Source organism: Amycolatopsis lexingtonensis, assembly GCF_014873755.1.
GTDB classification, from domain to species: domain Bacteria; phylum Actinomycetota; class Actinomycetes; order Mycobacteriales; family Pseudonocardiaceae; genus Amycolatopsis; species Amycolatopsis lexingtonensis.
On the sequence record NZ_JADBEG010000001.1, the window covers coordinates 8,545,112 to 8,568,458 of the forward strand.

General features: G+C 71.1%; 22 protein-coding genes. 15 read left to right on the forward strand and 7 right to left on the reverse strand.

The genetic code is table 11. From position 1 onward, the window contains the following. The first annotated feature begins 21 nt into the window (after positions 1 to 21). The 3 genes from H4696_RS39835 to helR are packed head-to-tail and all read left to right on the forward strand — an operon-like array spanning position 22 to position 4,850. Positions 22 to 1,197, forward strand: a complete 1,176-nt coding sequence (locus H4696_RS39835) for a glycosyltransferase (protein ID WP_249026963.1) — start codon at positions 22 to 24, stop codon at positions 1,195 to 1,197. Between the two features lie 27 nt (positions 1,198 to 1,224). Next, the gene (rox, locus tag H4696_RS39840; RefSeq protein ID WP_086858895.1) at positions 1,225 to 2,658 is read left to right on the forward strand and encodes a rifampin monooxygenase; all 1,434 of its coding nucleotides are present in this window, start codon (positions 1,225 to 1,227) and stop codon (positions 2,656 to 2,658) included. An 8-nt stretch (positions 2,659 to 2,666) separates the two neighbouring features. Next, positions 2,667 to 4,850, forward strand: coding sequence for an RNA polymerase recycling motor ATPase HelR (helR, locus tag H4696_RS39845; RefSeq protein WP_192782791.1), 2,184 nt, complete (start codon positions 2,667 to 2,669; stop codon positions 4,848 to 4,850). Between the two features lie 3 nt (positions 4,851 to 4,853). Here helR and H4696_RS39850 read toward each other — a convergent pair whose 3' ends face one another. From H4696_RS39850 to efeU, 6 genes are read right to left on the reverse strand one after another with little or no spacing between them, the layout of a single operon-like run. Continuing rightward, a complete protein-coding gene (locus H4696_RS39850) occupies positions 4,854 to 5,264 on the reverse strand; it encodes a PPOX class F420-dependent oxidoreductase (protein ID WP_086858896.1) in 411 nt (136 codons plus the stop codon). A gap of 17 nt (positions 5,265 to 5,281) precedes the next feature. Next, positions 5,282 to 6,424, reverse strand: a complete 1,143-nt coding sequence (locus H4696_RS39855; protein ID WP_086858897.1) for a GDSL-type esterase/lipase family protein — start codon at positions 6,422 to 6,424, stop codon at positions 5,282 to 5,284. Then, positions 6,421 to 6,990 carry a TetR/AcrR family transcriptional regulator gene (locus tag H4696_RS39860; protein ID WP_086858898.1) on the reverse strand — a complete coding sequence of 190 codons (570 nt, stop codon included), beginning with the start codon at positions 6,988 to 6,990 and terminating at the stop codon, positions 6,421 to 6,423. Before H4696_RS39860 ends, H4696_RS39855 begins: the two co-directional genes overlap by 4 nt. A gap of 48 nt (positions 6,991 to 7,038) precedes the next feature. Then, positions 7,039 to 8,298 (reverse strand): iron uptake transporter deferrochelatase/peroxidase subunit, encoded by a 1,260-nt coding sequence (gene efeB, locus H4696_RS39865; protein ID WP_086858899.1) that lies wholly within the window; start codon positions 8,296 to 8,298, stop codon positions 7,039 to 7,041. After that, positions 8,295 to 9,440: an iron uptake system protein EfeO gene (gene efeO, locus H4696_RS39870; RefSeq protein ID WP_086858900.1), complete on the reverse strand. Its 1,146-nt coding sequence runs from the start codon at positions 9,438 to 9,440 to the stop codon at positions 8,295 to 8,297. Before efeO ends, efeB begins: the two co-directional genes overlap by 4 nt. Next, complete coding sequence (efeU, locus tag H4696_RS39875; protein WP_086858901.1) at positions 9,437 to 10,282, reverse strand: iron uptake transporter permease EfeU; 846 nt, start codon at positions 10,280 to 10,282, stop codon at positions 9,437 to 9,439. Before efeU ends, efeO begins: the two co-directional genes overlap by 4 nt. A 370-nt stretch (positions 10,283 to 10,652) precedes the next feature. On the opposite strand from efeU, the gene H4696_RS39880 reads away from it, so the two are divergent. After that, entirely contained in the window at positions 10,653 to 11,399 is a 747-nt protein-coding gene (locus tag H4696_RS39880; RefSeq protein WP_086858904.1) for a lysozyme family protein, read from the forward strand. Between the two features lie 214 nt (positions 11,400 to 11,613). On the opposite strand, the gene H4696_RS39885 is transcribed toward H4696_RS39880, so the two are convergent. After that, a complete protein-coding gene (locus H4696_RS39885) occupies positions 11,614 to 12,018 on the reverse strand; it encodes a tetratricopeptide repeat protein (protein WP_169734945.1) in 405 nt (134 codons plus the stop codon). Positions 12,019 to 12,090: 72 nt separating this feature from the next. Here H4696_RS39885 and H4696_RS39890 point away from each other — a divergent pair, with 72 nt between their 5' ends. The 11 genes from H4696_RS39890 (at position 12,091) to H4696_RS39940 (ending at position 23,309) form a co-directional block, all read left to right on the forward strand. After that, the gene (locus H4696_RS39890; RefSeq protein ID WP_086858905.1) at positions 12,091 to 12,537 is read left to right on the forward strand and encodes a VOC family protein; all 447 of its coding nucleotides are present in this window, start codon (positions 12,091 to 12,093) and stop codon (positions 12,535 to 12,537) included. 96 nt (positions 12,538 to 12,633) lie between these two features. Further along, complete coding sequence (gene eno, locus H4696_RS39895; RefSeq protein ID WP_086865093.1) at positions 12,634 to 13,920, forward strand: phosphopyruvate hydratase; 1,287 nt, start codon at positions 12,634 to 12,636, stop codon at positions 13,918 to 13,920. 195 nt (positions 13,921 to 14,115) lie between these two features. Beyond that, positions 14,116 to 14,478 (forward strand): FtsB family cell division protein, encoded by a 363-nt coding sequence (locus H4696_RS39900; protein WP_086865095.1) that lies wholly within the window; start codon positions 14,116 to 14,118, stop codon positions 14,476 to 14,478. 24 nt (positions 14,479 to 14,502) lie between these two features. After that, complete coding sequence (locus H4696_RS39905; protein WP_086865094.1) at positions 14,503 to 15,012, forward strand: DUF501 domain-containing protein; 510 nt, start codon at positions 14,503 to 14,505, stop codon at positions 15,010 to 15,012. A gap of 139 nt (positions 15,013 to 15,151) precedes the next feature. Beyond that, positions 15,152 to 16,327 carry a lytic transglycosylase domain-containing protein gene (locus tag H4696_RS39910; protein ID WP_192782792.1) on the forward strand — a complete coding sequence of 392 codons (1,176 nt, stop codon included), beginning with the start codon at positions 15,152 to 15,154 and terminating at the stop codon, positions 16,325 to 16,327. Between the two features lie 9 nt (positions 16,328 to 16,336). Further along, entirely contained in the window at positions 16,337 to 17,290 is a 954-nt protein-coding gene (locus H4696_RS39915; RefSeq protein WP_086863662.1) for a Ppx/GppA phosphatase family protein, read from the forward strand. A 436-nt stretch (positions 17,291 to 17,726) separates the two neighbouring features. After that, complete coding sequence (locus H4696_RS39920) at positions 17,727 to 19,352, forward strand: peptide ABC transporter substrate-binding protein (protein ID WP_225955936.1); 1,626 nt, start codon at positions 17,727 to 17,729, stop codon at positions 19,350 to 19,352. 88 nt (positions 19,353 to 19,440) lie between these two features. Then, positions 19,441 to 20,370, forward strand: a complete 930-nt coding sequence (locus H4696_RS39925) for an ABC transporter permease (protein ID WP_086863660.1) — start codon at positions 19,441 to 19,443, stop codon at positions 20,368 to 20,370. Then, a complete protein-coding gene (locus tag H4696_RS39930; protein ID WP_086863659.1) occupies positions 20,363 to 21,316 on the forward strand; it encodes an ABC transporter permease in 954 nt (317 codons plus the stop codon). The genes H4696_RS39925 and H4696_RS39930 overlap by 8 nt, the downstream gene beginning before the upstream one ends. A 6-nt stretch (positions 21,317 to 21,322) precedes the next feature. Next, positions 21,323 to 22,318 carry an ABC transporter ATP-binding protein gene (locus H4696_RS39935; protein WP_086863658.1) on the forward strand — a complete coding sequence of 332 codons (996 nt, stop codon included), beginning with the start codon at positions 21,323 to 21,325 and terminating at the stop codon, positions 22,316 to 22,318. Beyond that, positions 22,311 to 23,309 carry an ABC transporter ATP-binding protein gene (locus H4696_RS39940; protein WP_086863657.1) on the forward strand — a complete coding sequence of 333 codons (999 nt, stop codon included), beginning with the start codon at positions 22,311 to 22,313 and terminating at the stop codon, positions 23,307 to 23,309. The genes H4696_RS39935 and H4696_RS39940 overlap by 8 nt, the downstream gene beginning before the upstream one ends. Positions 23,310 to 23,347: the final 38 nt, after the last annotated feature.

A 23,347-nucleotide genomic window follows, 5' to 3' on the forward strand; every position in this document is an offset into this window, starting at 1 on the left:
TCGCGAGGGGACGTCGAACCGATGGGGGGGTTCGGGGCGGCGCTGCGGGCCCGGGGCGCGGAGGTGCGGGTGTGCGCCCCGCCCGACGAGGACTTCGCCCGGCGGCTGGCCGAGGCCGGGGTGGAGTTCGTGCCGTACGGGCCGTCGGCCAAGGCGCTGACCAAGGCGGCGCCCGCGCCGTCGTCCCTGCCCGAGCGGGCCGCGCAGCTGATCGCGGCCCAGTTCGACGTCGTGGCCGCGGCGGCCGAGGGGTGCGACGTGGTCGTGGCGACCGGCCTGCTGCCGACCATGGCCGGCGCGCTGTCGATCGCGGAAAAGCTGGGCATCCGCTCGGTGGTCGTGGCCTTCCAGAAGGTGGTCCTGCCCTCTCCGCACCACGCGCCGCTGGCGTACCCGGGCCAGCCGGCGCCGGCGGGGGTGACCGACAACCGGGTGCTGTGGGAGCACGACGCCGCGAACGTGAACGCGCTCTTCGGGGAGGCGCTCAACACCCACCGCGTCGCGAACGGGCTGCCGCCGGTCGGCGACGTCCGCGGGTACGTCTTCCGGAACCCGATCTGGCTGGCCACGGACCCGGTGCTCGACCCGTGGGAGGCGGTGCCCGGCCTCGACGTCGTGCAGACCGGCGCGTGGCTCGTGCCGGACGAGCGCCCGCTGCCGGCCGCGCTGGAGGAGTTCCTGGCGGCGGGTGAGCCGCCGGTGTACGTCGGCTTCGGGAGCATGCCGATGGCCGCGGCGGCGGACGTCGCCCAGGTCGCCGTCGAGGCGGTCCGGGCGCAGGGGCGTCGCGTCGTCGTCTCGCGCGGCTGGGCCGACCTGGACCTGCTCGACGACGGCGAAGACTGCTTCGCCGTCGGGGAGGTCAACCACCAGGAGCTGTTCGGCCGGGTCGCGGCCGTCGTGCACCACGGTGGCGCGGGCACGACGATGACCGCGACGCGGGCCGGCGCGGCCCAGGTCGTCGTGCCGCAGGCGACGGACCAGCCGTACTGGGCGGGCCGGGTGGCCGCGCTGGGTGCCGGGGTCGCCCACGACGGTCCGGTGCCGACCGTCGCTTCGCTGTCCGCCGCGCTCGCCACGGCGCTGGCACCGGCGACCCGGGCGCGGGCCGCCGCGGTCGCCGCCACGATCCGCGCCGACGGGGCCGAAGCGGCCGCGAGGCTGCTGCTCGGCAGCCGCGAAACCCAGCCCGCCTGAACCAGTACCGACGAACAAGGGGATTCGATGATCGACGTGATCGTGGCCGGTGGCGGCCCGACCGGCACGATGCTGGCCGCCGAACTGCGGCTGCACGGCGTGCGGGTGGTCGTGCTGGAGCGCGAGGCGGAGCCGGTCAAGGAGGTCCGCTCGCTCGGCCTGCACGTGCGCAGCATCGAGGTGATGGCCCAGCGCGGCCTGCTGGACCGTTTCCTCGCGGAGGGGAAGCAGTTCCAGATGGCCGGGTACTTCGCCGGCATCGACAAGCCGTGGCCGGAACGGCTGGACAGCGCGCACGCCTACGTCCTCGGCATCCCGCAGCCGGTCACCCAGCGGCTGCTGACCGAGCACGCGCTCGAGGCCGGCGCCGAGGTCCGCCGCGGTGCCGAGGTGACCGGGCTGAGCCAGGACGACGAGGGCGTCACGGTCGAGCTGGCCGGGGGTGAGCGGCTGCGGGCGCGCTACGTCGTCGGCTGCGACGGCGGGCGCAGCACCGTCCGGAAGCTGCTCGGCATCGGGTTCCCCGGTGAGCCGGCCAGCCACGAGACGCTGCTCGGCGAGATGGAGGTGACCGCGCCGGCCGAGGAGGTGACCGCCATCGTGACCGAGATCCGCAAGACGGAGAAGTTCTTCGGGCTCGGCCCGCTCGGGAAAACGGGGCGGTACCGGGTGCTCGTGCCCGCCGCGCAGGTGAGCGAAGACCGCTCGGTCCCGCCGACGCTGGAGGAGTTCAAGCAGCAGCTGCGCGCTTACGCGGGCACCGACTTCGGCGTGCATTCGCCGCTGTGGCTGTCCCGCTTCGGCGACGCGACGAGGCTCGCCGAGCGCTACCGGGACGGCCGGATCTTCCTGGCCGGCGACGCGGCGCACATCCACCCGCCGCTGGGCGGGCAGGGCCTCAACCTCGGGCTCCAGGACGCGCTGAACCTCGGCTGGAAGCTGGCCGCCGAGCTCGGCGGGTGGGCCCCGGCCGGGCTGCTCGACACCTACCAGGCCGAGCGGCACCCGGTGGCCGCCGACGTGCTGGACAACACCCGCGCCCAGGGCGAGCTGATGCGGCCGGACGCGGGGCCGCAGGCCGTGCGCCGGCTGCTGGCGAAGCTTATGGACTTCGAGGAGGTGAACCGGTACCTGATCGGGCGGATCGTCGGCATCGAGATCCGCTACGACTTCGGCGACGAGGACGACCTCGTCGGACGGCGGCTGCGCGACCTCACGCTGAAGCAGGGGCGGCTGTACGACCTCATGCACGGCGGCCGCGGCCTGCTGCTCGACCAGACGGGGAGCCTGTCGGTCGCCGGCTGGGCGGATCGGGTCGACCACGTCGTGGACGTCAGCGAAGAGCTGGACGTCCCGGCGGTGCTCGTGCGGCCGGACGGCCACGTGGCGTGGGCCGGCGAAGACCAGGAACAACTGCAGGACCGGCTGGCGCGGTGGTTCGGCGCGCCGGCCGAGGCGTGAGGGGACGCATGACGGAACACGAAACGGAACTGCGCGCCGAACGCGCGCACGTGGCCGGGCTGTACGCCCGCCTCGACGCCGAACGCGAGCGCGTGCGGGCCGAGTACCAGGCGGCGCTCGGCGGCAACGACCTCGGCGCGATGGAGCGGGACGTCCGGGTGCGGGCGCTGAGCCGGGAGGTGCGGCGGCTCGACGTCGTCGACAACGGGCTGTGCTTCGGGCGGCTCGACGCCGTTTCGGGGGAGCGCTCGTACATCGGCCGGATCGGGCTGTTCGACGAAGAGCGCGACCACGAGCCGGTGCTGCTCGACTGGCGGGCGCCGGCCTCGCGGCCGTTCTACACCGCGACCGGCGCGAACCCCGAAGGCATGCGCCGGCGGCGTCAGTTCCACACCCATCGGCGGGAAGTCGTCGATTTCACCGACGAGGACCTCGGCCGGCCCGGCGGGGACGCTTCGGGGGACGCGGCGCTGCTCGCGGCCGTCAACGCGCCTCGCGGCGAAGGCATGCGGGACATCGTCGCGACGATCCAGGCCGAGCAGGACGAGATCATCCGGCTCGACCACCCGGGCGTGCTGGTGATCGAAGGCGGGCCGGGCACCGGGAAGACGGTGGTGGCGCTGCACCGCGTCGCCTACCTGCTCTATACCCAGCGGGAGCGGATGGAACGCCACGGCGCGCTCGTGGTCGGGCCCAATCCGGCGTTCCTGAGCCACATCGGGCGCGTGCTGCCGTCGCTCGGGGAGACCGACGTCGTCTTCACGACGACCGGTGGCCTCGTGCCCGGCCTGCACGTCACCGCCGAGGACGCGCCGGAAGCCGCGCGGCTCAAGGGATCCCGCAAGATCCTGGACGTGCTCGCGGCCGCCATCGCCGACCGGCAGCGGCTGCCGGCCGAGCCGGTGGAGATCCAGCTGCGGGACGCCACCGTCCGGATCGACGCCGCGACCGCGGAGTGGGCCCGGCAGGAGGCGCGGGACAGCGGGCAGCCGCACAACGAAGCCCGCGCGGTGTTCGCCGACATCGTCACCTACGTGCTCACCGAACGGGCGATGAAGCGGATCGGCCAGGGCTGGCTGAGCCGCGACGACCGCGAGGAGTGGGAACGGTTCCGGGCCGAACTGGTCAAGGACCTCAACGCCGACGAGACGTTCACCCGCGCGCTCGACGAGCTGTGGCCGATCCTGACCCCGGAAACCCTGCTGGCGCAGCTGTATTCGGAGCCGGAACGGCTGCGCGCGGCGGGCGGCGACGCCGTGCTGGCGCGGGCCGAGGGCGACGCCTGGACGGTCTCGGACGTGCCGCTGCTCGACGAGCTCGTCGACCTGCTGGGCCGTGACCTCGCGGCAGAAAACGCAGTGGCCCGGGCGGCGGAGCGCGAGCGCAAGGCGAAGGCCGCCTACGCCGCCGATGTCCTGGACAACCTCATCGAGCGCGAAGACGTCGACGAGGACGTCGGCCTGATCGCCCGGGACCTGCTCTACGGCGAGGACCTGGCGGACCGGTTCGTCGAAACCGACACCCGGACGCTCGTCGAGCGCGCCTCGGCGGACCGGGACTGGACCTACCGGCACGTCGTGGTCGACGAGGCGCAGGAACTGTCCGAAATGGACTGGCGGGTGCTGATGCGGCGGTGCCCGGGCCGGTCCTTCACGGTGGTGGGCGACCTCGCCCAGCGCCGGTCCGCGGCCGGGGCGCGGTCGTGGGGCGCGATGCTCGACCCGTACGTGCCCGGCCGCTGGGTCTACCGCTCGCTGACGGTGAACTACCGCACGCCGGCGGAGATCATGAGCGTCGCCGCCGCGGTGCTGGCCGGGTTCGCGCCCGACGTGCGGCCGCCGGAATCGGTGCGCGCGTGCGGGGTCCAGCCGTGGGCGCGGCGGGTCACCGACGACGAACTCGTCGCGGCCGTCGCGGAGTTCACCGGTGTGGAAGCGGGGCGCGAAGGCACCAGCGTCGTGATCGGGCCGCCGGGGGTGCCCGGTGCCGTGCCGGCGTCCGAGACGAAGGGCCTGGAGTACGACGCCGTGCTGGTCGTGGACCCGGACCGGATCCTCGACGGCGGGCCCCGCGGCGCGGCCGAGCTCTACGTGGCGCTCACCCGCGCCACCCAGCGCCTCGGCGTCCTGCACCGGGGTCCGCTGCCGCGGGAGCTGGCCGGGCTCGCCGAAACCCCGGTGCCGGTGCCGTGACGCTCAGACGTTCCGGATGTTCGTCTCCAGCTCGAGGGGCTCGCGGTCCCAGTCCTCGACGCCGAAGGCGAGGATGCGCTCCGGGTGGATGCGGATCACGGCGTCGTCGAAGTGGTTGTCCGGCAGGTTGACGCCGGTCAGCGCTTCGGCGCGGCCGCGGATCTCCAGGCACCGCACGCGCCACGGGTTCGTCGAAGGGAGGTCGTCGACGACGAAGGCGACGTGGTCGTCGGTCGCGATGTTGCGGAACTTCTTGCTGTTCCGCAGGTTGTGCCCGGTGACGTCGATGGTCTTCTCGTCCGGGTTGTAGCGGAAGCCGACGGGGTTGGCCTGGAGCGTCCCGTCCGGCTGCCGGGTGGCGAGGCGGCCCAGCGGCTGGGCGGCGAGGTAGGCGAGTTCTGCGTCCGTGAACATGCCGCCAGTCTCGGACTTCAAGCTCCCTTGAAGTCAAGGACCAGCTCGGCGAACCGCGCGCCGATCCGGCGGTGGGCCGCGGGGGACGGGTGGAGGGCGTCCGGCAGCGGGAACTCGGCGAAGTCGGCTTCGCCGTACAGGGCGAGGCCGTCGAGGTAGCGCAGGTTCGCGTCCTCGGCCTGCCGCTGGGAGACGATCCGGGCCAGCTCCTCCCGGACGACTTCCAGCGTCAGCTTGCCCGCCGCCCGCTCGGCGGGGTCCCCGGTCGCCCGGAACCGGACCTCGCCGGCGGCCAGCGCCGCCTGGTCGAAGTCGCCCGGCCCCGGCGTCCGCTCGTGGATCGGGCAGTACAGCGGGGAGACGACGACCAGCGGCGTGTCCGGGTGGCCTTCGCGGATGGTGTCGAGGAAGCCGTGCACGGCCGGGCCGAACGCGCGCAGGCGCATCAGGTCGGCGTTGACGACGTTGATGCCGAGCTTGACGCTGATCAGGTCGGCGGGGGTGTCGCGCAGCGCGCGGGCGGTGAACGGGTCGAGCAGCGCGTTGCCGCCGAACCCGAGGTTGATCAGGTCGACGCCGGCCGCGGTGGCGGCCAGCGCGGCCCAGGTGCCGGCCGGGCTCGCGGCGTTCGAGCCCTGGCTGATCGAACTGCCGTGGTGCAGCCACACCCGGCGCTCGGGCAGTGCCTCGACGGGCGCGTCGGTGCGCAGGGCGAGCAGTTCGGTGATCTCGTGGTGCGGCAACCAGATCTCGACGTCCTTCGGGTGCGCGCCCAGCCCGCCGAACCGCACGGTGCCGGGCGGGCCGTCGCGGCGCTCGCCGGTCCCGGTGCGCGGGTCGACCGTGAGCGTGCTGCCGCCTTCGACGCTCCCTTGGGCGACGAGCTCGCCGTCGACCAGCAGGTCGTACACCCCGTCCGGCCGCGGCGGGGCCCCGGCGTACACCACCTTGGTGGGCCGGGTTTCCAGCTCGACGACGTCCGCGCGGGTCCGGAACCGCAGCCGCACGCCGGCGGGCTGCGCTTCGGCCATGGCGAGCCGCGGGTCGGTGTTCTGCGCGCGGGCCCGGGCAGGCAGCCGGTGCGGGGCGAGGCCCTGCCCGGTGGACTCGAGTTCGAGGGCACCGCGGACGAGTTCGGCGGTCAGCGGGGTGGTGATCATGCGGTGGGCCAATCGCGAAGGACGGTATCGAGCACCGTGAGGATCCGGTTCCAGGACTCTTGCGAGGACGGCGAGCTGTGGTCGAAGCCGCCTTGGGTCTCCAGGTCGACGTACCCGTGGAAGACGCTGCCCAGCAGGCGCACGGCGTGCGTCTCGTCCGGCCCGGTCACGGCGTAGCCGCGCAGGATCGCGCGCATCATCTCGGCGTGCCGGGGCCCGGCGCTCGCGGCGGCGGTCTCGGCGTCGAGCCGGAACCGCGCGGCGGCGTACCGGCCGGGGTGCTCCCGGGCGTAGTCGCGGTAGACGTCGGCGAAGGCCACGAGCGCGTCCTTGCCCGCCCGCCCCGCCAGTGCGGCGGCCGCGCGGTCGGCGAGCTCGTCCAGCGCGAGCAGCGCGATCTTCGTCCGCAGGTCGTGCGCGTTCTTGACGTGCGAATACAGGCTCGCGACCTTGACGCCGAAGCGCCGCGCGAGCTCCGACGGCGTCACGTTCTCGAAGCCGGCCTCGTCGGCCAGTTCGGCGCCTGCGCGCACGACGCGTTCCGTGGTCAGCCCGGCTCGAACCATGAACTCACTCCCTTTTGCCTAAAGAGAGTGTAGCTCAGCCTAAAGCCTTTAGGAAAAGAGGGCGTCCGCCCAGCTCGACTCGCGGGTCACGCCCGGCGGGACCGCGAAGTGCGCCGAGCCCGTGTGCTGGACGTACTCCATCATCGCGTCCTTCGACGACAGCGCCTGCTGCATCGGCACGTACTGCTTGCGGGTGTCCCGGTTGAACGCCAGGAAGAACAGCCCCGCCTCCAGGTGCCCGACGCCGTCGGAACCGTCGACGAAGTTGTAGCCGCGGCGCAGGATCCGGACGCCGTTCAAGGCCTGGTGCGAGGCCAGCCGGACGTGCGCGTCCTCCGGGATCACCTTCTCCCCGCCCTTGCCGCCGACGTCGAGGTCCAGCTCGTCGAACTCCGCGGTCTGGCCGAGCGGGGCGCCGGTGCCCTTGGTGCGGCCGATGATCTGCTGCTGGCCGTCGAGGGTTTCGCGGTCCCACGTCTCGATGTGCATCCGGATCCGGCGCGCCACCAGGTACGAGCCGCCGGCCATCCAGGCTTGGCCGTCGCCGGCCGAAGCCCACACCTGGTCGCGCAGGAAGTCCGTGTCCTCGGACTTGATGTTGTTCGTGCCGTCCTTGAAGCCGAACAGGTTCCGCGGCGTCGCCTGCGCCCGCGACGTCGACGAGCTGCGGCCGAAGCCGAGCTGCGACCAGCGGACCTCGGTGACGCCGAAGCCGAGGCGCACCAGGTTGCGGACCGCGTGCACCGCGACCTGCGGGTCGTCCGCGCAGGCCTGGATGCACAGGTCGCCGCCGCTGCGGGCCGGGTCGAGCTTGTCCTTCGGGAACAGCGGCAGGTCGATCAGCTGCGGCGGCCGCTTGCCCGCCAGGCCGAACCGGCCGTCGAACAGCGACGGCCCGAAGCCGATGGTCAGCGTCAGGTTCGACGCCGGCAGGTCGAGCGCTTCGCCGGTGTCGCCGGGCGGGGCGTACTGGCCGCCGTCGATCGCGCCGCCCGCCACGACCTCCTGGCCGGCGGTCATCCGGCGGGCGGCGTCGGTCCACGTCTTCAGCAGCTGCCGCAGCTTCTCGCGGTCCTTCGTGATGACGTCGAGGGCCGCGAAGTGCAGGTTCGCCTGCGTCGGCGTGACGATCCCCGCCTGGTGCTCGCCGTGGAAGTCGACGGTGTTCACCGACGCCTCGGCGTTGCCGCTCGTCGCCTTGTCGATCCCGATGCCGGCGGCGGCGCCCGCCCCGGCGAGCGCGACGCCCGCGCCCGCCATGCCGAACAGCTTTCGCCGCGAAACCCGCGTGCCCTCTGTCGACGTCACTTCGAGACGACCTCCGCAACCTTGCTCAGCGGCTCGCTCAGCGCGTCGACGGCCGAGGCGAACTCCTTGACCTGCTCCTGGGAGAGATCGGTGTAGAGCTTGAAGCCGTCACCGGCGCGCTGCTTGTCCAGCAGGCCCTGGACGTTCGCGAACTCCTTGTCCAAAGTGGACGTGAGGGCGGGGTCCTTCGCCTGCAGGATCGGCCGCAGGGACGTGATCGCGCCCTTCGACCCGTCCACGTTGGCCTGGAAGTCCCAGAGGTCGGTGTGCGAGAAGGCCTCCTCCTCGCCGGTGATCTTGCCGGTCGCGACCTCGTCGAGCAGGCCCTTCGCGCCGTTCGCGAGGTCCAAAGCGGACAGTTCCAGGGTCTTCGTCTTGGCGACCAGGTCCTTGACGTCGGTCACCAGCTTGTCCGCGATCTGGCCGCTGTCGGGCTGCAGGCCGGTCTTGAACAGGTCCTTCTCCAGCCGGTGGAACCCGGTGAACTGCTGGTTCGGCTCGAGGTCGGCCTCGCGGACGTCGATGGCCGGGTCCAGGTCGCCGAACTTCTCGGCCACCGGCTCGATCCGCTCGTAGTAGACGCGGGTGCGCGCGTACGCGGCCTTCGCCTCGTCGGTCTTGCCCGCCTTCACGAGTGCGGCGAACTTGCCGGTCTCCTCCTGCAGCGCGGCGGTGTTGTTCGCGATGTAGTCGTTGTAGCTCTTGGTGGCCTGGGCCTTCTGCGCGTCGGCGTTGTTCTGCTTGGCGACGCCGCCGGTGACGGTGAAGTCGCCGCGGATGCCCGCGCCGGCCATGCCCGGCTTGCACGCGGTCTGGTACTTGCCCGCGTCGGCGACCTCGACGATCAGCCGCCGGTTCAGGCCGGGCGCGATGTTCTCGACCTCGCCCATGATCCGGTCGCCCTCGGCGTAGAGGTAGAACTCGGTGACCTTGGTGCCCTTGTTGGTGATCTCGAAGGTCAGGTTGCCCGCACCCGCGGTGGTCGCGGACACCTCGCACGCGGTGTCGGACGCCGACACCTTGATCGGGCCGCCGTCCGCCGCGGCACCAGCGGTGTCGCTCTTGCTGTCGCAGGCCGACAGCGCCACCAGGGCGGCGGCGCCGGCCACGACGGCCAGCGGGGTGGTCTTGCGCACGGTCACTCCTTCGGGGCGGCCGCGACGGCGGGTGCCGGCGCGGTCTTCTTGCTGGGCTTGAGGAACAGGGGCAGCACGATGGCGACGTAGGCGACCCACGCGACGGCCTGCAGCACGGTCGTCTGCTGCGAGTAGTTGAAGATGCCCTTGAGCAGGGCGCCGTACCAGGACGTCTCGGGCAGCGTCGCCGAAGCGTCGAAGGCCAGGGTGCCGATGCCCGGCAGGAACGCGGCCTCCTGCAGGTCGTGCAGGCCGTAGCCGAGCACGCCCGCGGCGACGAACACGAGCAGCACGCCGGTGATCGTGAAGAACTTGCCCAGGTTGAACCGGACGGCGCCCTTGTAGAGCAGCCAGGCCAGCACGACGGCGGCCGCGATGCCGACCGCGAAGCCGATCAGCGGCTGCACGGTGTCCGACTGCGCGGCCTGCACGGTCGAGTAGAAGAACACGGCGGTCTCGAGCCCTTCGCGCCCGACCGCGAGGAACGACAGCAGCAGTACGGCCGCCGGGCCGACGTCGAGCGCGTCGTCCATCTTCCCGCGCAGCTCCGCGGCGATGCTCTTCGACGCCTTGCGCATCCAGAAGATCATCGCGGTGACGAACACGACGGCGACGATCGACAGGCTCCCGCCGAGCAGCTCCTGGTGCTCGAAGGACAGCTGGGCGGTCGTGAAGGTGAGGACGGCGCCGACGGCGACCGACAGCAGCACCGCGGCCCCGACGCCGGGCCACACCCAGCGCAGCGCGTGCCGCCGCTCGGTCTTCACGAGGAAGGCCACGAGGATGCTGACGACCAGCGCGGCCTCCAGGCCTTCCCGCAGCCCGATCAGCGCGCTCGAGAACAACACCGGTTCCGCCTCCCTGGGTTTGCTGGCTCCAAGTAGGTTTTTAGGTAAGGCTCACCTGTAAGTCCAGCGAGCCCAGGTCGGTTCGAAACGATGCAATCGGGCAAAAGGGACTCGGCTGCGAAGTTAGGTTAGGGTAACCGCAGGTCAGCGCCTTGCGCGTCGACTCGATAACGAATTCTGTGACGTCGGTGGCAGCAAGCCGGTTTTTACCCTCCGCTTGCCTGGTCAGACGGCCGGGGGTCCCCCTTGAGTGGCTCCGTAACCTGATCGGGTGGCCGAAACCGCTCAGCCGACCGTCACGCCTCCGTCGTCGCCCCCGGGCGGCCCGCCCAGGCGGTACGTCGGGCGGATCGCGCTCTCGCTGGGCCTCGTGGTCACCGGCGTGGTCCTGGTCGTCACCATCGGTGTGCAGAACCCGGACGCGCCCGCCGAGGCGCCGGCCGTCCAGCCGGCGCTGGCCATCCCGGAGCAGCGCCCGCAGCCCGGCGCCGAAGCGCCGCGGGCCGGGCTCGCCGCCCCGGTCGACCGGCCGCAGGTGTCGGACCAGGCCGAGCTGGACACGTGGGCGACGCGCGTCGCGGACAAGACGCACATCCCCGCGCGCGTGCTCGCCGCGTACGGCCGGGCGGAAATGTGGATGCAGCGCCAGAAGCCGACGTGCCACCTCTCGTGGGCGACCCTGGCGGGCATCGGCCGGGTCGAGACCGAGCGCGGGGACTTCGACCTCGCGGCGATCAGCGCGAGCGGCCGCCTGGTGAAACCCGTGGTCGGCCCGCCGCTGGACGGCTCGCCGGGCGTGCCGGCGGTGCACGACTCCGACGGCGGCAAGCTCGACGGCGACAAGTCGTGGGACCACGCGATCGGCCCCCTGCAGTTCCTGCCGTCGACGTGGAAGAAGTACCAGGAGCGGGCGAACGGCGACGGCGGCGCGCCGGACCCGCAGAACGTCGACGACGCGGCCTTCACGGCGGCCCGCTTCCTGTGTTCGGGCGGCGACGACCTCGGCACCCCGGCCGGCTGGTGGCGGGCGATCCTGTTTTACAACCAGGCGCTCGCCTACGGCCAGGACGTCTTCAGCGCGGCGGACGCCTACGCCGAAGCGAGTGTCGCGCCTTAGAGCTCGCGGTCGGCGAAGAACGGCGTGACGGCCATCAGCACCAGCAGCAGCACCCCGGCGTAAGCACCCAACGTGGTGAAGATCGACATTTTCGGTTCCTCCCTGTTCCGGTCTGGAACCAGCATCGCCGCCGGGAGGGGGTCCGCGGATCGGCCGACGGGCCCGCGCCGATCGGCCGAAAGTCTGATCACCGAGGGGCCGAACGGCCCTGGTGTCAAATCTCGCGCAGGGCGATGCGCGCCTTGACCTCGCTGGCCGCTTCGAGGTATTCGGGCACCGGGTTCATCGCCGACGCCATCCGGATCTGCGCCAGCGCCTCGACGAACCGGCCGAGGCGCTGCAGGGTCCGGCCCAGGACGAACCGTGCGTAGTGGTCGGTCGGATCCAGTTCCAGCACCCGGGTGAACGCCTGCTCGGCGCGCCGCAACTGAGCGGAGTGGAAGTACGCGCGCCCGGCCAGCAGGTGGACCGACGGCTTGTCCTCCTCGGCGTCCAGCAAGGGCTGAAGCACCTTCAGCGCGTCCAGCGGACGGCGGCGCGCGACCAGGTCTTCGGCCTGGCGGAAGGCGTGGAACCGCGACTCCTCGGGAGGCTGCGAAGCAGCTGCGGCGTCCGTCATGGTCACTCCCACGTTACCCCGGAGGAGGGGGTTGCACACGCCTCCGAAAGGGACGTGATGGACTGTGCCGCCATGAGCAGCGGGTACCGGGGCCTGGCGCCCTACCTCTACTACGCCGACGCCACCGCGGCGCTCGCCTGGCTGACCAGGGTCTTCGGGTTCACCGAGGAAGTCCGGTTCTGCGACGCGGCGGGCGAGGTCTTCCAGGCGACGCTCTGCGTCGGCGAAGCGAAGGTCCAGATCGCGGGCGTCGGGGCGGACTACTGGCAGGCCAAGGGCGTCGACGGGCCGGTCGGCCAGCTCAACATCGTCTACGTCGACGACGTCGACGAGCACTTCGCGCGGATCGAGGCCGCACTCGGGGACGAAGGCGAGCTGGACCCGCCGCAGGACCAGCCCTACGGCGCCCGGGTGTTCACCGTCGCCGATCTCGGCGGCAACAGCTGGACGTTCTGGCAGCAGACGTCCGAGACCGTCGAGCTGCCGCCGGGCTGGCAGGCCGTCCGCGCGGACGGCTGAGGACCACCCGCTACCGGCCGTGCCTCCAACGGGTGAACTGCGGCGACGGCTAGGCTGGGCGCGTCACCGCAGGCACGACGCACCGAGGAGCATGGCGTGGCTCTCATCGAGCAGGTAGGCGCGCGCGAGATTCTGGACTCGCGCGGCAACCCGACGGTCGAGGTGGAGGTGGCTCTCGACGACGGCACCCTGGCGCGGGCCGCGGTCCCGTCGGGTGCGTCGACCGGTGAGCACGAAGCGGTCGAGCTGCGGGACGGCGACACCGGCCGCTACAACGGCAAGGGCGTCGAGCGCGCGGTCGCCGCGGTGCTCGACGAGATCGGCCCGGAGATGGTCGGCATCGAGGCCGTCGACCAGCGGATCGTCGACCAGAAGCTGGTCGACCTCGACGGCACCCCGGCGAAGTCCCGCCTCGGCGCGAACGCCATCCTCGGCGTCTCGCTGGCCGTCGCGAAGGCCGCCGCCGAGTCGGCCGAGCTGGAGCTGTTCCGCTACCTGGGCGGGCCGAACGCGCACGTGCTGCCGGTCCCGATGCTGAACATCCTCAACGGCGGTTCGCACGCGGACAGCAACGTCGACGTCCAGGAGTTCATGATCGCGCCGATCGGCGCGGAGACCTTCCGCGAGGCCCTGCGCTGGGGCGCCGAGGTCTACCACTCGCTGAAGTCGGTCCTGAAGGGCCGCGGCCTGTCCACCGGCCTCGGCGACGAAGGCGGCTTCGCGCCGAACCTGGCGAACAACCGCGAGGCGCTCGACCTGATCCTGCAGGCCATCGAGAAGGCCGGCTACACGCCGGGCCGCGACGTGGCCCTCGCGCTGGACGTCGCCGCGACGGAGTTCTTCGCCGACGGCGCGTACACCTTCGAAGGCAGCAAGAAGAGCGCCGAGCAGATGTCGGCGTACTACGCCGAGCTGCTGCGCGACTACCCGCTCGTGTCCATCGAGGACCCGCTGAGCGAGGACGACTGGGACGGCTGGGTCACCCTGACCGCCGAGGTCGGCGAGAAGGTCCAGATCGTCGGCGACGACCTGTTCGTCACCAACCCGGACCGCCTCGAGGAGGGCATCACCCGCCGCGCCGCGAACGCGCTGCTGGTGAAGGTCAACCAGATCGGCACCCTGTCCGAGACGCTCGACGCGATCTCGCTGGCCACGTCGTTCGGCTACAAGTCGATGATGAGCCACCGCTCCGGCGAGACCGAGGACACCTTCATCGCGGACCTGGCGGTCGCCACCGGCGTCGGCCAGATCAAGACCGGTGCCCCGGCCCGCGGCGAGCGGATCGCCAAGTACAACCAGCTGCTGCGCATCGAGGAGACCCTCGGTGACGCCGCCCGGTACGCCGGCGAGCTGGCCTTCCCGCGGTTCAGCGCCGAGGGCTGATCGCCGATGGCGGACCGGGGGAGGACGACGCGCAACCGCCGAGGCGGCGGCGGAGCCACGCGGGCCGGCCGGCCCGCGCCGGCCCGCCGTCCCGAAGCGGCGCGGCGGCGCACCGGCGACGCCGACACGACGCGGGCCCGGCTGCGCCGGAGCCTGGCGGCGAAGCGCGCGTCGGGTGCGGCGAAGGTGCTCGGCATGTCCACCACCCGCCGCGCGGCGGTGGTGGCGATCGTGGTGTGCGCGCTGGCGTTCACCATCGCCGTGCCCCTGCGCACGTACCTCGCCCAGCGGACCGAGGTCCGCGAACAGCAGGCGCAGCAAGCACAGCTGCAGCAGGAGGTCGCTCAGCTCCAGGGCCGCAAGGCGGAGCTGAGCGACCCCGCGCAGGTCGAGGCCGAAGCCCGGCGGCGGCTGCGGTACGTCAAGCCGGGCGAGACGCCGTACATCGTCCAGCTGCCGGAGGACAAGGCGCCGGACGCGGCCCCGCCGGCCGGACAGCAGCAGGTCGCGGGCGGCTCCTGGTACGAGAACCTCTGGAACCAGGTCTCGGGCGGCTGAAGCCCACGCTCTAACCTGGACGGCGTGGACAACGCGCAGCAGCACCGGTTCGAGCCCGTCACCGAAGCCGACCGCGAGGTCATCGCGGAGCAGCTCGGGCGGCCGCCGCGGGCGTTGCGCGCCGTCGCCGCGCGGTGCCCGAGCGGGCACCCGTCGGTGGTGCAGACCAGCCCGCGGCTCGAGAACGGCACCCCGTTCCCGACGCTCTACTACTTGACCTGCCCGAAGCTGAATTCGATGATCGGCACCATCGAGGCGTCCGGGATCATGAAGGAGATGACGGATCGGCTCACCACCGATCCGGAGCTCGCCGCGCAGTACCAGCGCACCCACGAGACGTACCTCGCCGAGCGCGACGCCATCGAGCCGCTCGGCCACCAGGTCACCGCCGGCGGCATGCCCGGGCGCGTCAAGTGCCTGCACGTCCACGTGGCCCACACGCTGGCGGTCGGTCCCGGCGTCAACCCGTTCGGTGACGAGACCCTGGCCATGCTTAAGGCGAACGGGTGGCCCTCGGGTGACTGCGCCGCGTAACACTCGCGCCGCGTAAAGAGATAACTGGGCTGGGTGAGCGAAAACCCCGATCGGGCCTCTCGAAGGGGTGAAACCTCGCCTCGGGTACGGCAGGCTGTCACCCGAGACGGGATCGATCCGGCCAGGAGGGCTCTGAGTCATGCGCGTGCGGCGGCTGCCAGACGCAGTCGGGAGCTACACCCGAAGACTCGGGCTCCGCCACCGCACGGCGTACCCCCTGATCACCGGCATCTTCGCGGTGATCCCGGCGCTGCTCGCCGGCGGCGGCACCCTCGGCTGGCTCGGCGGGAGCGGTGACCACACCCGCGACGCCGCGCTCGGCCAGGGCTACGACCCCGGCCACGCCGCCATCCAGCAGATCGCCGTCGACGGCACCCTCCCGGGCGCGCCCACCCCGCTGCCCCTCCCGGCTTACGAACTCCCCGACGGCCCGCTCGGCATCCCGGCCACCGCGCTCGCCGCGTACCGCAACGCCGCCGACATCCTCGGCCGCGAGCAGGCCGCCTGCCACATCGACTGGGCTCTGATCGCCAGCATCGGCCGCATCGAGTCCAACCACGCCCGCGGCGGCTACGTCGACGCGAACGGCACCACGCGCGAGCCGATCCTCGGCCCGCAGCTCAACGGCCAGGGCGGGTTCGCCGCGATCCCGGACACCGACCAGGGCCTGCTCGACACCGACCCGGTGTGGGACCGCGCGGTCGGCCCGACGCAGTTCATCCCGGGAACGTGGAAGGGCTACGCGTCCGACGGCAACGGCGACGGCAAGTCCGACCCGAACAACATCTTCGACGCGGCGCTGGCCACCGGCCGCTACCTGTGCTCCGGCGGCTTCGACCTGGCGAAGCCGGACCAGCTGCGCGGCGCGATCTACCGGTACAACAACTCCGACACGTACGTGAACACGGTGATCCTCTGGGCCGACGCCTACCGCAACGGGATCATGCAGGTGCCGGACAGCACGGTGCCGATCGGCGCCCCGAACGCGGCGCTGGCCCCGGCCCCGCCGTCCGTCCCGCCGCCCCCGGTGCCGACCACGACGCCGACCAGCGCGCCGCCGCCGACGACGACGCCGACCGTGCCGACTTCGAAGCCGTCGATCCCGTGCGCCTCGCCGACGACGACGGTGACCACGACGACGGTCACCAGCATCACGACCGTGCCGTCGCCGACGAACCCGCCGTCGTCCGATGGCACGACGACCCCACCGCCGACTACGACCCCGACGCCGACCTGCGGGGCGACGGTCACCTCGGTCACCACGTCGACCACCCCGACGACCACGACCGTGGGGACGACGACACCCGCCGGTTAGGGTGATCGCATGCCTCGTGTTGCCGCGATCGACTGTGGGACCAACTCCATCCGCCTGCTCGTCGCCGAGCTGACGCCGCGCCACGACGGCACGGTCGACCTGCGCGACCTGCACCGCGAAATGCGGATCGTCCGGCTCGGCCAAGGCGTCGACGCCACCGGGCAGCTGGCGCCCGAAGCGCTCGAACGCACGCGGGCCGCGCTCGCCGACTACACGATCGCCGCGCGGCGCAAGGGCGCGGAGAAGGTGCGCATGGTCGCCACCTCCGCCACCCGGGACGCGAAGAACCGCGACGACTTCTTCCGCATGACCCGCGAGACCCTCGGCGTCGAGGCCGAGGTGATCAGCGGCGACGAGGAAGCCCGGCTCAGCTTCACCGGCGCCGTCGGGGAGCAGGACCCGGACGACGGCCCGTTCGTGGTGGTCGACGTCGGCGGCGGCTCGACCGAGCTGGTCCTCGGCACCTGGGACGGCAGGCAGGCCGAGGTGCTCGCCGCGAAGTCCGTCGACATCGGCTGCGTCCGGATCACCGAGCGCGCGCTCAAGAGCGACCCGCCGACCGCCGACGAGATCGCCGCCGCCCGCGACCTGGCGGGCAAGGTCCTGACCGACGCGTTCGACGTCGTCGACGTGGCCCGCGCACGCACGTGGGTGGGCGTCGCCGGCACGGTGACCACGCTGTCCGCGATCGCGCTCGGGCTGCCGGAGTACGACAGCGACCGGGTGCACCTGTCCAAGCTGAGCCCGGCGGACATCGACCGGCTCGCCTCGGAGCTGCTGCAGAGCGACCACGCCACCCGCGCGGCGAACCCGGTCATCCACCCGGGCCGCGTCGACGTCATCGGTGGCGGTGCGGTGGTGGTCCAGACCCTCGCCGAGCAGCTCGCGGCGCGGGGCGGGCCGACCGAGCTGGTGGTGAGCGAGCACGACATCCTCGACGGCATCGCCCTGTCGCTGGCCTGAGTACGTCGGGTCCCCGGGGCGTCCGGCTCGGCCGTGCCGCGCGAGTCCGGCGCTCGGCCCAAGGTGCAGTGAGGTCTTGAATGACTCATTCAGGTCTTCGGAGGTCTTGAATGAGTCATTCAAGACCTCCGGCGAGGCGATCGTGGTCCGGACCCGCGCTGCTCAGCGCGGCTGCGAGCCCCTCCCGGGTCCGTCCCCGACCGACCGTTCGGCCGTCCGGAAGGGCTTGCGCCACAAGGGAAACCCAGGGTGAGCGGGTGATGACCACCAGTCCGCGCTGGGCCGTCCGGACCATCCCGTTTGCTACCTTGGTTGTGCTCCAACCAGGTGGTCCTGACGGTCGTCACTGATTTGCAACACCGCAGTCCTGTGATCGGCTTCATCGCCCCCGATAGCGTGCGTCTCACCTTTCGGGCAGACGGAGATGGAGGGGATCATGCGTCGTTCGCGCAGGCTCTGGGGACCCACGGTGGTGATGACTTCGCTGGCGCTTGTGCTCGCCGCGTGCGGTGGCGGGTCGGGTAGTTCCGCGGGGGCCGGCGGGACGGATCCGGACGGCACGGTGAGCGTCTACGGCACCGAACCGCAGAACGCGCTGGTCCCGACCAACATCAACGACCTCGGCGGCACCAAGGCCATCCAGGTCATGTTCGCGACGCTGGTCGGCTTCAAGGGCGCGGACGCCAAGCCGTTCAACCTGATGGCCGACTCGATCACGACGACCGACTCCAAGGTCTACGACATCAAGATCAAACAGGGCTGGAAGTTCCACGACGGTACCGAGGTGAAGGCGCACAACTTCATCGACGCCTGGAACTACGGCGCCTACGCCCCGAACGGGCAGCTCAACACCGACTTCTTCTCGAACATCCAGGGGTACAAGGACGTCCACCCCGAGGACGAGAACGCCAAGCCGGCCACGGACAAGATGTCGGGCCTGGTGCAGAAGAACGACTACGAGTTCCAGGTCACGCTGGACGCGCCGTTCTCGGTGTTCGACATCAAGGTCGGCTACCAGGCGTTCGCGCCGCTGCCCGACGCGTTCTTCAAGGACCCCAAGGGCTTCGAACAGCACCCCATCGGCAACGGCCCGATGAAGTTCGCCTCGCGGACGCCCAACCAGGACATCAAGCTCACCCGCTTCGACGACTACAAGGGTGACGACAAGGTCCACTTCAAGGACCTCGACATCAAGATCTACTCCAGCCAGGAGACCGCCTACCAGGACCTGCTGAGCGGGCGGCTCGACTTCATGGAGGCGCTGCCGCCGTCGGCGGTCGCGGGCGGCAAGTACAAGAACGACCTCGGCGACCGGCTCGTGACCGGCCACCTGCTCGGCATCAGCACCATCGCGGTGCCGTACTACGTGCCGGGTTACAACAACCTGGAGCTGCGCAAGGCGATCTCGATGGCGATCGACCGCGCGCAGATCACCAAGACCGTCATGAACGACACCTACGTGCCGGCCGACGGCTACATCTCGCAGGGCATCCCGGGCTACCGGCCGGGGGTCTGCCAGTTCTGCAAGTTCGACCCCGCGGCGGCCAAGGAGGCGTTCGCGAAGTCCGGCTTCAAGGGCAAGCTGACCATCGCGTCCAACGCGGACGGCGGCCGCAAGGAACCGCTGGTCGCGGCGTGCAACAGCATCAAGAACACCCTCGGTGTCGAGTGCGACTTCGTGCCCGCGACCGACTTCGGCCAGTGGCGCAGCATCGTGACCGGCCACAAGCTGACCGGCATGGGCCGCTCGGACTGGTCGGCGGACTACCCGTCCATCGAGGACTTCCTCAACCCGATCTACAAGACCGGCGGCTCCTCGAACGACTCGACGTACTCGAACCCGCAGGTCGACGCGATGCTCGCGCAGGCGGACGCCACCGCCGACAAGGACGCGGCGGTCAAGCTCTACCAGCAGGCCGAGGACCTGATCGCCAAGGACCTGCCCTCGATCCCGGTGTGGGACGAGAAGGGCGTCGCGGCGAAGTCGAAGAACCTCAAGTCCGCGGCCCTGGACTTCCGGCGCATGCCGGACTACCCGTCCATCGAGGTCCTGAAGAAGTAGTGACGCGCTGAGAAGCCGCACCCACCACCACGGCGTCGTGGGCGGGCCGATCCCGCCCACGACGCCCGGCGCGCACTAGGAACTCGTCATGATCCGCTATGTCCTGCGACGGCTGCTCCAGCTGATCCCGGTGTTCTTCGGCACCACGTTCCTGATCTACGTCCTCGTCTGGGCCGTGCCCGGCGACCCGTTCTCCGGCAAGTGCGGCCAGACCGCCTGCCCGCCGGCCTACATCGCCCAGATGACCGAGAAGTTCAACCTGAACGACAACATCTTCGTCCAGTACTTCAAGTACCTCGGGAGCCTGTTCACCGGCGACTGGGGCGAAACCTTCAACGGCACCTCGGTCGGCGAGCTGATCGGCACCTCGTACCCGATCACGCTGCGCCTCGCGGTCATCGCGGTGGTCATCGAGGCGGTCATCGGCCTCACCGCGGGCGTGCTGACCGGCTTGCGGGGCAAGGGTTTCCTCGACAACCTGGTCCTCGTCTCGACCACGTTCCTGATCTCGCTGCCGGTGTTCGTGACGGCGATCGTGCTGCAGCTCGCCCTGGGCAGCAACGGGCTCGGCCTGATCGAAGCGAGCGTCTCCGACAACCCGAGCGTCGGCGAGCTGATCGTGCCGGGCATCGCGCTCGGCAGCCTGTCCATGGCCTACGTGGCCCGGCTGTCGAGAACGAGCATCGCCGAAAACCGCCGCGCCGACTACGTGCGGACGGCGATCGCCAAGGGCCAGCCGCAAAGCCGCGTCGTCGGCGTCCACCTGCTCCGCAACTCGGTGATCCCGGTGCTCACGTTCCTCGGCACCGACCTCGGCGCCCTGATGGGCGGCGCGATCGTCACCGAAGGCGTGTTCAACATCAACGGACTGGGCGGGCTCATCTTCCGCGGCATCCAGAACCGGGAGAGCGCGACCGTCGTCGGCGTCGTCGTCCTGCTGGTGCTGGTCTACCTGCTGATGAGCCTGATCGTCGACCTGCTCTACGCCGTTCTCGACCCGAGGATCCGCTATGACTGACCCGAACCTGGTGGGCGGCGGCGGGGCCGACGCGGCCGAGCTGTCCCGCGTCGACGACTCCGCCACCGGCCCGCGCAAACCCCGCAGCCTGTGGAGCGACGCGTGGCGCCAGCTGCGGCGCAAGCCGGCGTTCGTCGTGTCCGCGGTGATCATCGCCCTGATCGTGCTGATCGCGATCGCGCCCGGCCTGTTCAGCTCGCGCGACGCGGGCTTCAGCGATCTCACGCACGCCAACGAAGGCCCGTCCGGGGACGCCTGGTTCGGCTACGACAACCAGGGTTACGACGTCTACGCGCGCACGATCTACGGCACCCGCGCGTCGCTGCTGGTCGGGGTGTTCTCGACGGTGCTGACCGTCCTCATCGGATCGATCGTCGGCATCCTGGCCGGCTACTACGGCCGGCTCGTCGACAGCCTCCTGTCCCGCTTCGGCGACATCTTCGCCGGCCTGCCGTTCGTGCTCGGCGCGATCGTCATCCTGACGACGTTCAACGCGCCCGGCAGCAACCCCGCCGCGGTCACGATCATCGTGCAGGTGGTCTGCTCGATCGCGGTGCTGAGCTGGCCGGTGGCCATGCGCATCATGCGCTCGGCGACGCTGGTGGCCAAGCAGCTCGACTACGTCAAGGCCGCGCGCGGCCTCGGCGCCAGCACCCCGCGGATCATCTTCCGGCACCTGCTGCCGAACACGATCGCGCCGGTGCTGGTGTACGCGACCATCGCGCTCGGCGCGTTCATCGGTGCCGAAGCGACGCTGGCCTACCTCGGCATCGGGGTGCGGCCGCCGGTGATCTCGTGGGGCGTGATGATCAGCGACTCGCGGGACTACTTCCGCGTCGACCCGCACATGCTGCTGTTCCCCGGCGCCTTCGTGACCCTGACCGTGCTGGCCTTCGTGATGCTGGGCGACGGCATCCGCGACGCGCTCGATCCGAAGTCGAGGTAGATCCCCTTGTCCGACAACGAACTCCTGCTCGAAGTCGATGATCTGCACGTCGAGTTCCGGACCTCCGACGGCGTGGCGAACGTCCTCAACGGCGTCGGCTACTCCGTGCACGCCGGGGAAACCCTGGCCGTGCTCGGGGAATCCGGCTCCGGGAAGAGCGTCACGGCGCAGACGGTGATGGGCATCCTCGACATGCCACCCGGCGTGATCACCGGCGGCGCCGTGCGCTGGCGCGGCGAAGACCTGCTGACGGCGTCCGAGGAGCGGCGCCGCGAAGTCCGCGGCAGCGAGATCGCGATGATCTTCCAGGACGCGCTTTCGGCGCTGAACCCGGTGTTCACCGTGGGCTTCCAGATCGAGGAACAGCTGCGCGTCCGGCTCGGGATGTCCAAAAAGGACGCGCGGAAGCGGGCGATCGAGCTGCTCGACACCGTCCGCATCCCCGCCGCCGAGCGCCGGATCAAGGACTACCCGCACCAGTTCTCCGGCGGCATGCGCCAGCGCGCGATGATCGCGATGTCGCTCGCGCTCGACCCCGACCTGCTCATCGCCGACGAGCCGACCACCGCGCTCGACGTCACCGTGCAGGCCCAGATCATGGACCTGCTGGCCGAGATCCAGGCCGAGCGCAAGATGGGGCTGGTGCTGATCACCCACGACCTCGGCGTCGTCGCGGAGGTCGCCGACCGGATCGCGGTGATGTACGCGGGCCGGATCGTCGAGCAGGCCGACGTCGTCGAGCTGTTCCGCGCCCCGGCCCACCCGTACACCGCCGCGCTGATGGACTCGCTGCCGCGGCTGGACCTCAAAGGACAGACGCTGGAGACCATCAAGGGCCTGCCGCCGAGCCTGCTCGACATCCCGCCCGGCTGCGCGTTCCACCCGCGGTGCAAGCGCGCCGAAGCCCGCTGTGCCGAAGAAGTGCCGCCACCGCTGGGGATCGGCTTCGGCCGGACCAGCGCGTGCCACTTCGCCGAAGAGGTGGTGAACTCCCGTGCCTGATCCCATCCTGTCGGTCTCCGACCTGAAGAAGCACTTCCCCGTCCGCACCGGCATCCTGTTCAAGCGCACGATCGGCCAGGTGAAGGCGGTCGACGGCGTTTCGTTCGACCTGCAGCCCGGGGAAACCCTCGGCGTCGTCGGCGAATCCGGCTGCGGGAAGTCGACCCTGGCCCAGGTGCTGATGCGCCTGGAGGAGCCGACCTCCGGCTCCGCGAAGTTCGAGGGCCGCGACATCTTCTCGATGCGCGGGGCCGAGCTGCGCAAGCTGCGGCGCGAGATCCAGATCGTGCTGCAGGACCCGTACACCTCGCTCAACCCGCGGATGACGGTCGGCGACATCGTCGGCGAGCCCTTCGAAATCCACTCCGAGGTCGCACCCAAGGGGTCGCGCGCGGCGAAGGTGCGTGAACTGCTGGAGGTGGTCGGGCTCAACCCCGAGCACCTCAACCGCTACCCGCACCAGTTCTCCGGCGGGCAGCGCCAGCGCATCGGCATCGCGCGGGCGCTGGCCCTGCGGCCCAAGGTGATCATCTGCGACGAGCCGGTGTCCGCCTTGGACGTTTCGATCCAGGCGCAGGTGATGAACCTGCTCGGCGACCTGCAGAGCGAGTTCGGGCTGTCGTACGTGTTCATCGCGCACGACCTGTCGGTGGTGCGGCACCTGTCGAACCGGGTCGCGGTGATGTACCTCGGCAAGATCGTCGAGGTCGGCACCGACGAGGAGATCTACGAACGACCGTCCCACCCGTACACCCAGGCGCTGCTGTCGGCGGTCCCGGTGGCGGACCCGGCCGTGCGCGGCCGCCGCCAGGTGATCCGGCTGACCGGCGACGTCCCGAGTCCCCTGGATCCCCCGTCCGGGTGCCGGTTCCGCACCCGGTGCTGGAAAGCGCAGGAGAAGTGCGCGGAGGAGGTGCCCGCGCTGGAGCCCAGGACGGACGGGCACTTGTCAGCTTGTCACTTCGCCGAGCAGAAGTCGGTTGTTCCATAACGTACGTTTGGCCGTTGTTTGCGCAATGTCCGATCTAT

Excerpts from the sequence above, each read along its gene's own strand:
- H4696_RS39860 (WP_086858898.1), bottom strand. The coding sequence starts at position 6,990 with ATGGTTCGAGCCGGGCTGACCACGGAACGCGTCGTGCGCGCAGGCGCC.
- H4696_RS39915 (WP_086863662.1), top strand. The coding sequence starts at position 16,337 with ATGCCTCGTGTTGCCGCGATCGACTGTGGGACCAACTCCATCCGCCTG.
- H4696_RS39925 (WP_086863660.1), top strand. The coding sequence starts at position 19,441 with ATGATCCGCTATGTCCTGCGACGGCTGCTCCAGCTGATCCCGGTGTTC.
- helR (WP_192782791.1), top strand. The coding sequence starts at position 2,667 with ATGACGGAACACGAAACGGAACTGCGCGCCGAACGCGCGCACGTGGCC.
- H4696_RS39885 (WP_169734945.1), bottom strand. The coding sequence starts at position 12,018 with ATGACGGACGCCGCAGCTGCTTCGCAGCCTCCCGAGGAGTCGCGGTTC.
- H4696_RS39930 (WP_086863659.1), top strand. The coding sequence starts at position 20,363 with ATGACTGACCCGAACCTGGTGGGCGGCGGCGGGGCCGACGCGGCCGAG.
- H4696_RS39900 (WP_086865095.1), top strand. The coding sequence starts at position 14,116 with ATGTCCACCACCCGCCGCGCGGCGGTGGTGGCGATCGTGGTGTGCGCG.
- H4696_RS39910 (WP_192782792.1), top strand. The coding sequence starts at position 15,152 with ATGCGCGTGCGGCGGCTGCCAGACGCAGTCGGGAGCTACACCCGAAGA.
- H4696_RS39890 (WP_086858905.1), top strand. The coding sequence starts at position 12,091 with ATGAGCAGCGGGTACCGGGGCCTGGCGCCCTACCTCTACTACGCCGAC.
- H4696_RS39850 (WP_086858896.1), bottom strand. The coding sequence starts at position 5,264 with ATGTTCACGGACGCAGAACTCGCCTACCTCGCCGCCCAGCCGCTGGGC.
- H4696_RS39920 (WP_225955936.1), top strand. The coding sequence starts at position 17,727 with ATGCGTCGTTCGCGCAGGCTCTGGGGACCCACGGTGGTGATGACTTCG.
- rox (WP_086858895.1), top strand. The coding sequence starts at position 1,225 with ATGATCGACGTGATCGTGGCCGGTGGCGGCCCGACCGGCACGATGCTG.
- H4696_RS39835 (WP_249026963.1), top strand. The coding sequence starts at position 22 with ATGGGGGGGTTCGGGGCGGCGCTGCGGGCCCGGGGCGCGGAGGTGCGG.
- H4696_RS39855 (WP_086858897.1), bottom strand. The coding sequence starts at position 6,424 with ATGATCACCACCCCGCTGACCGCCGAACTCGTCCGCGGTGCCCTCGAA.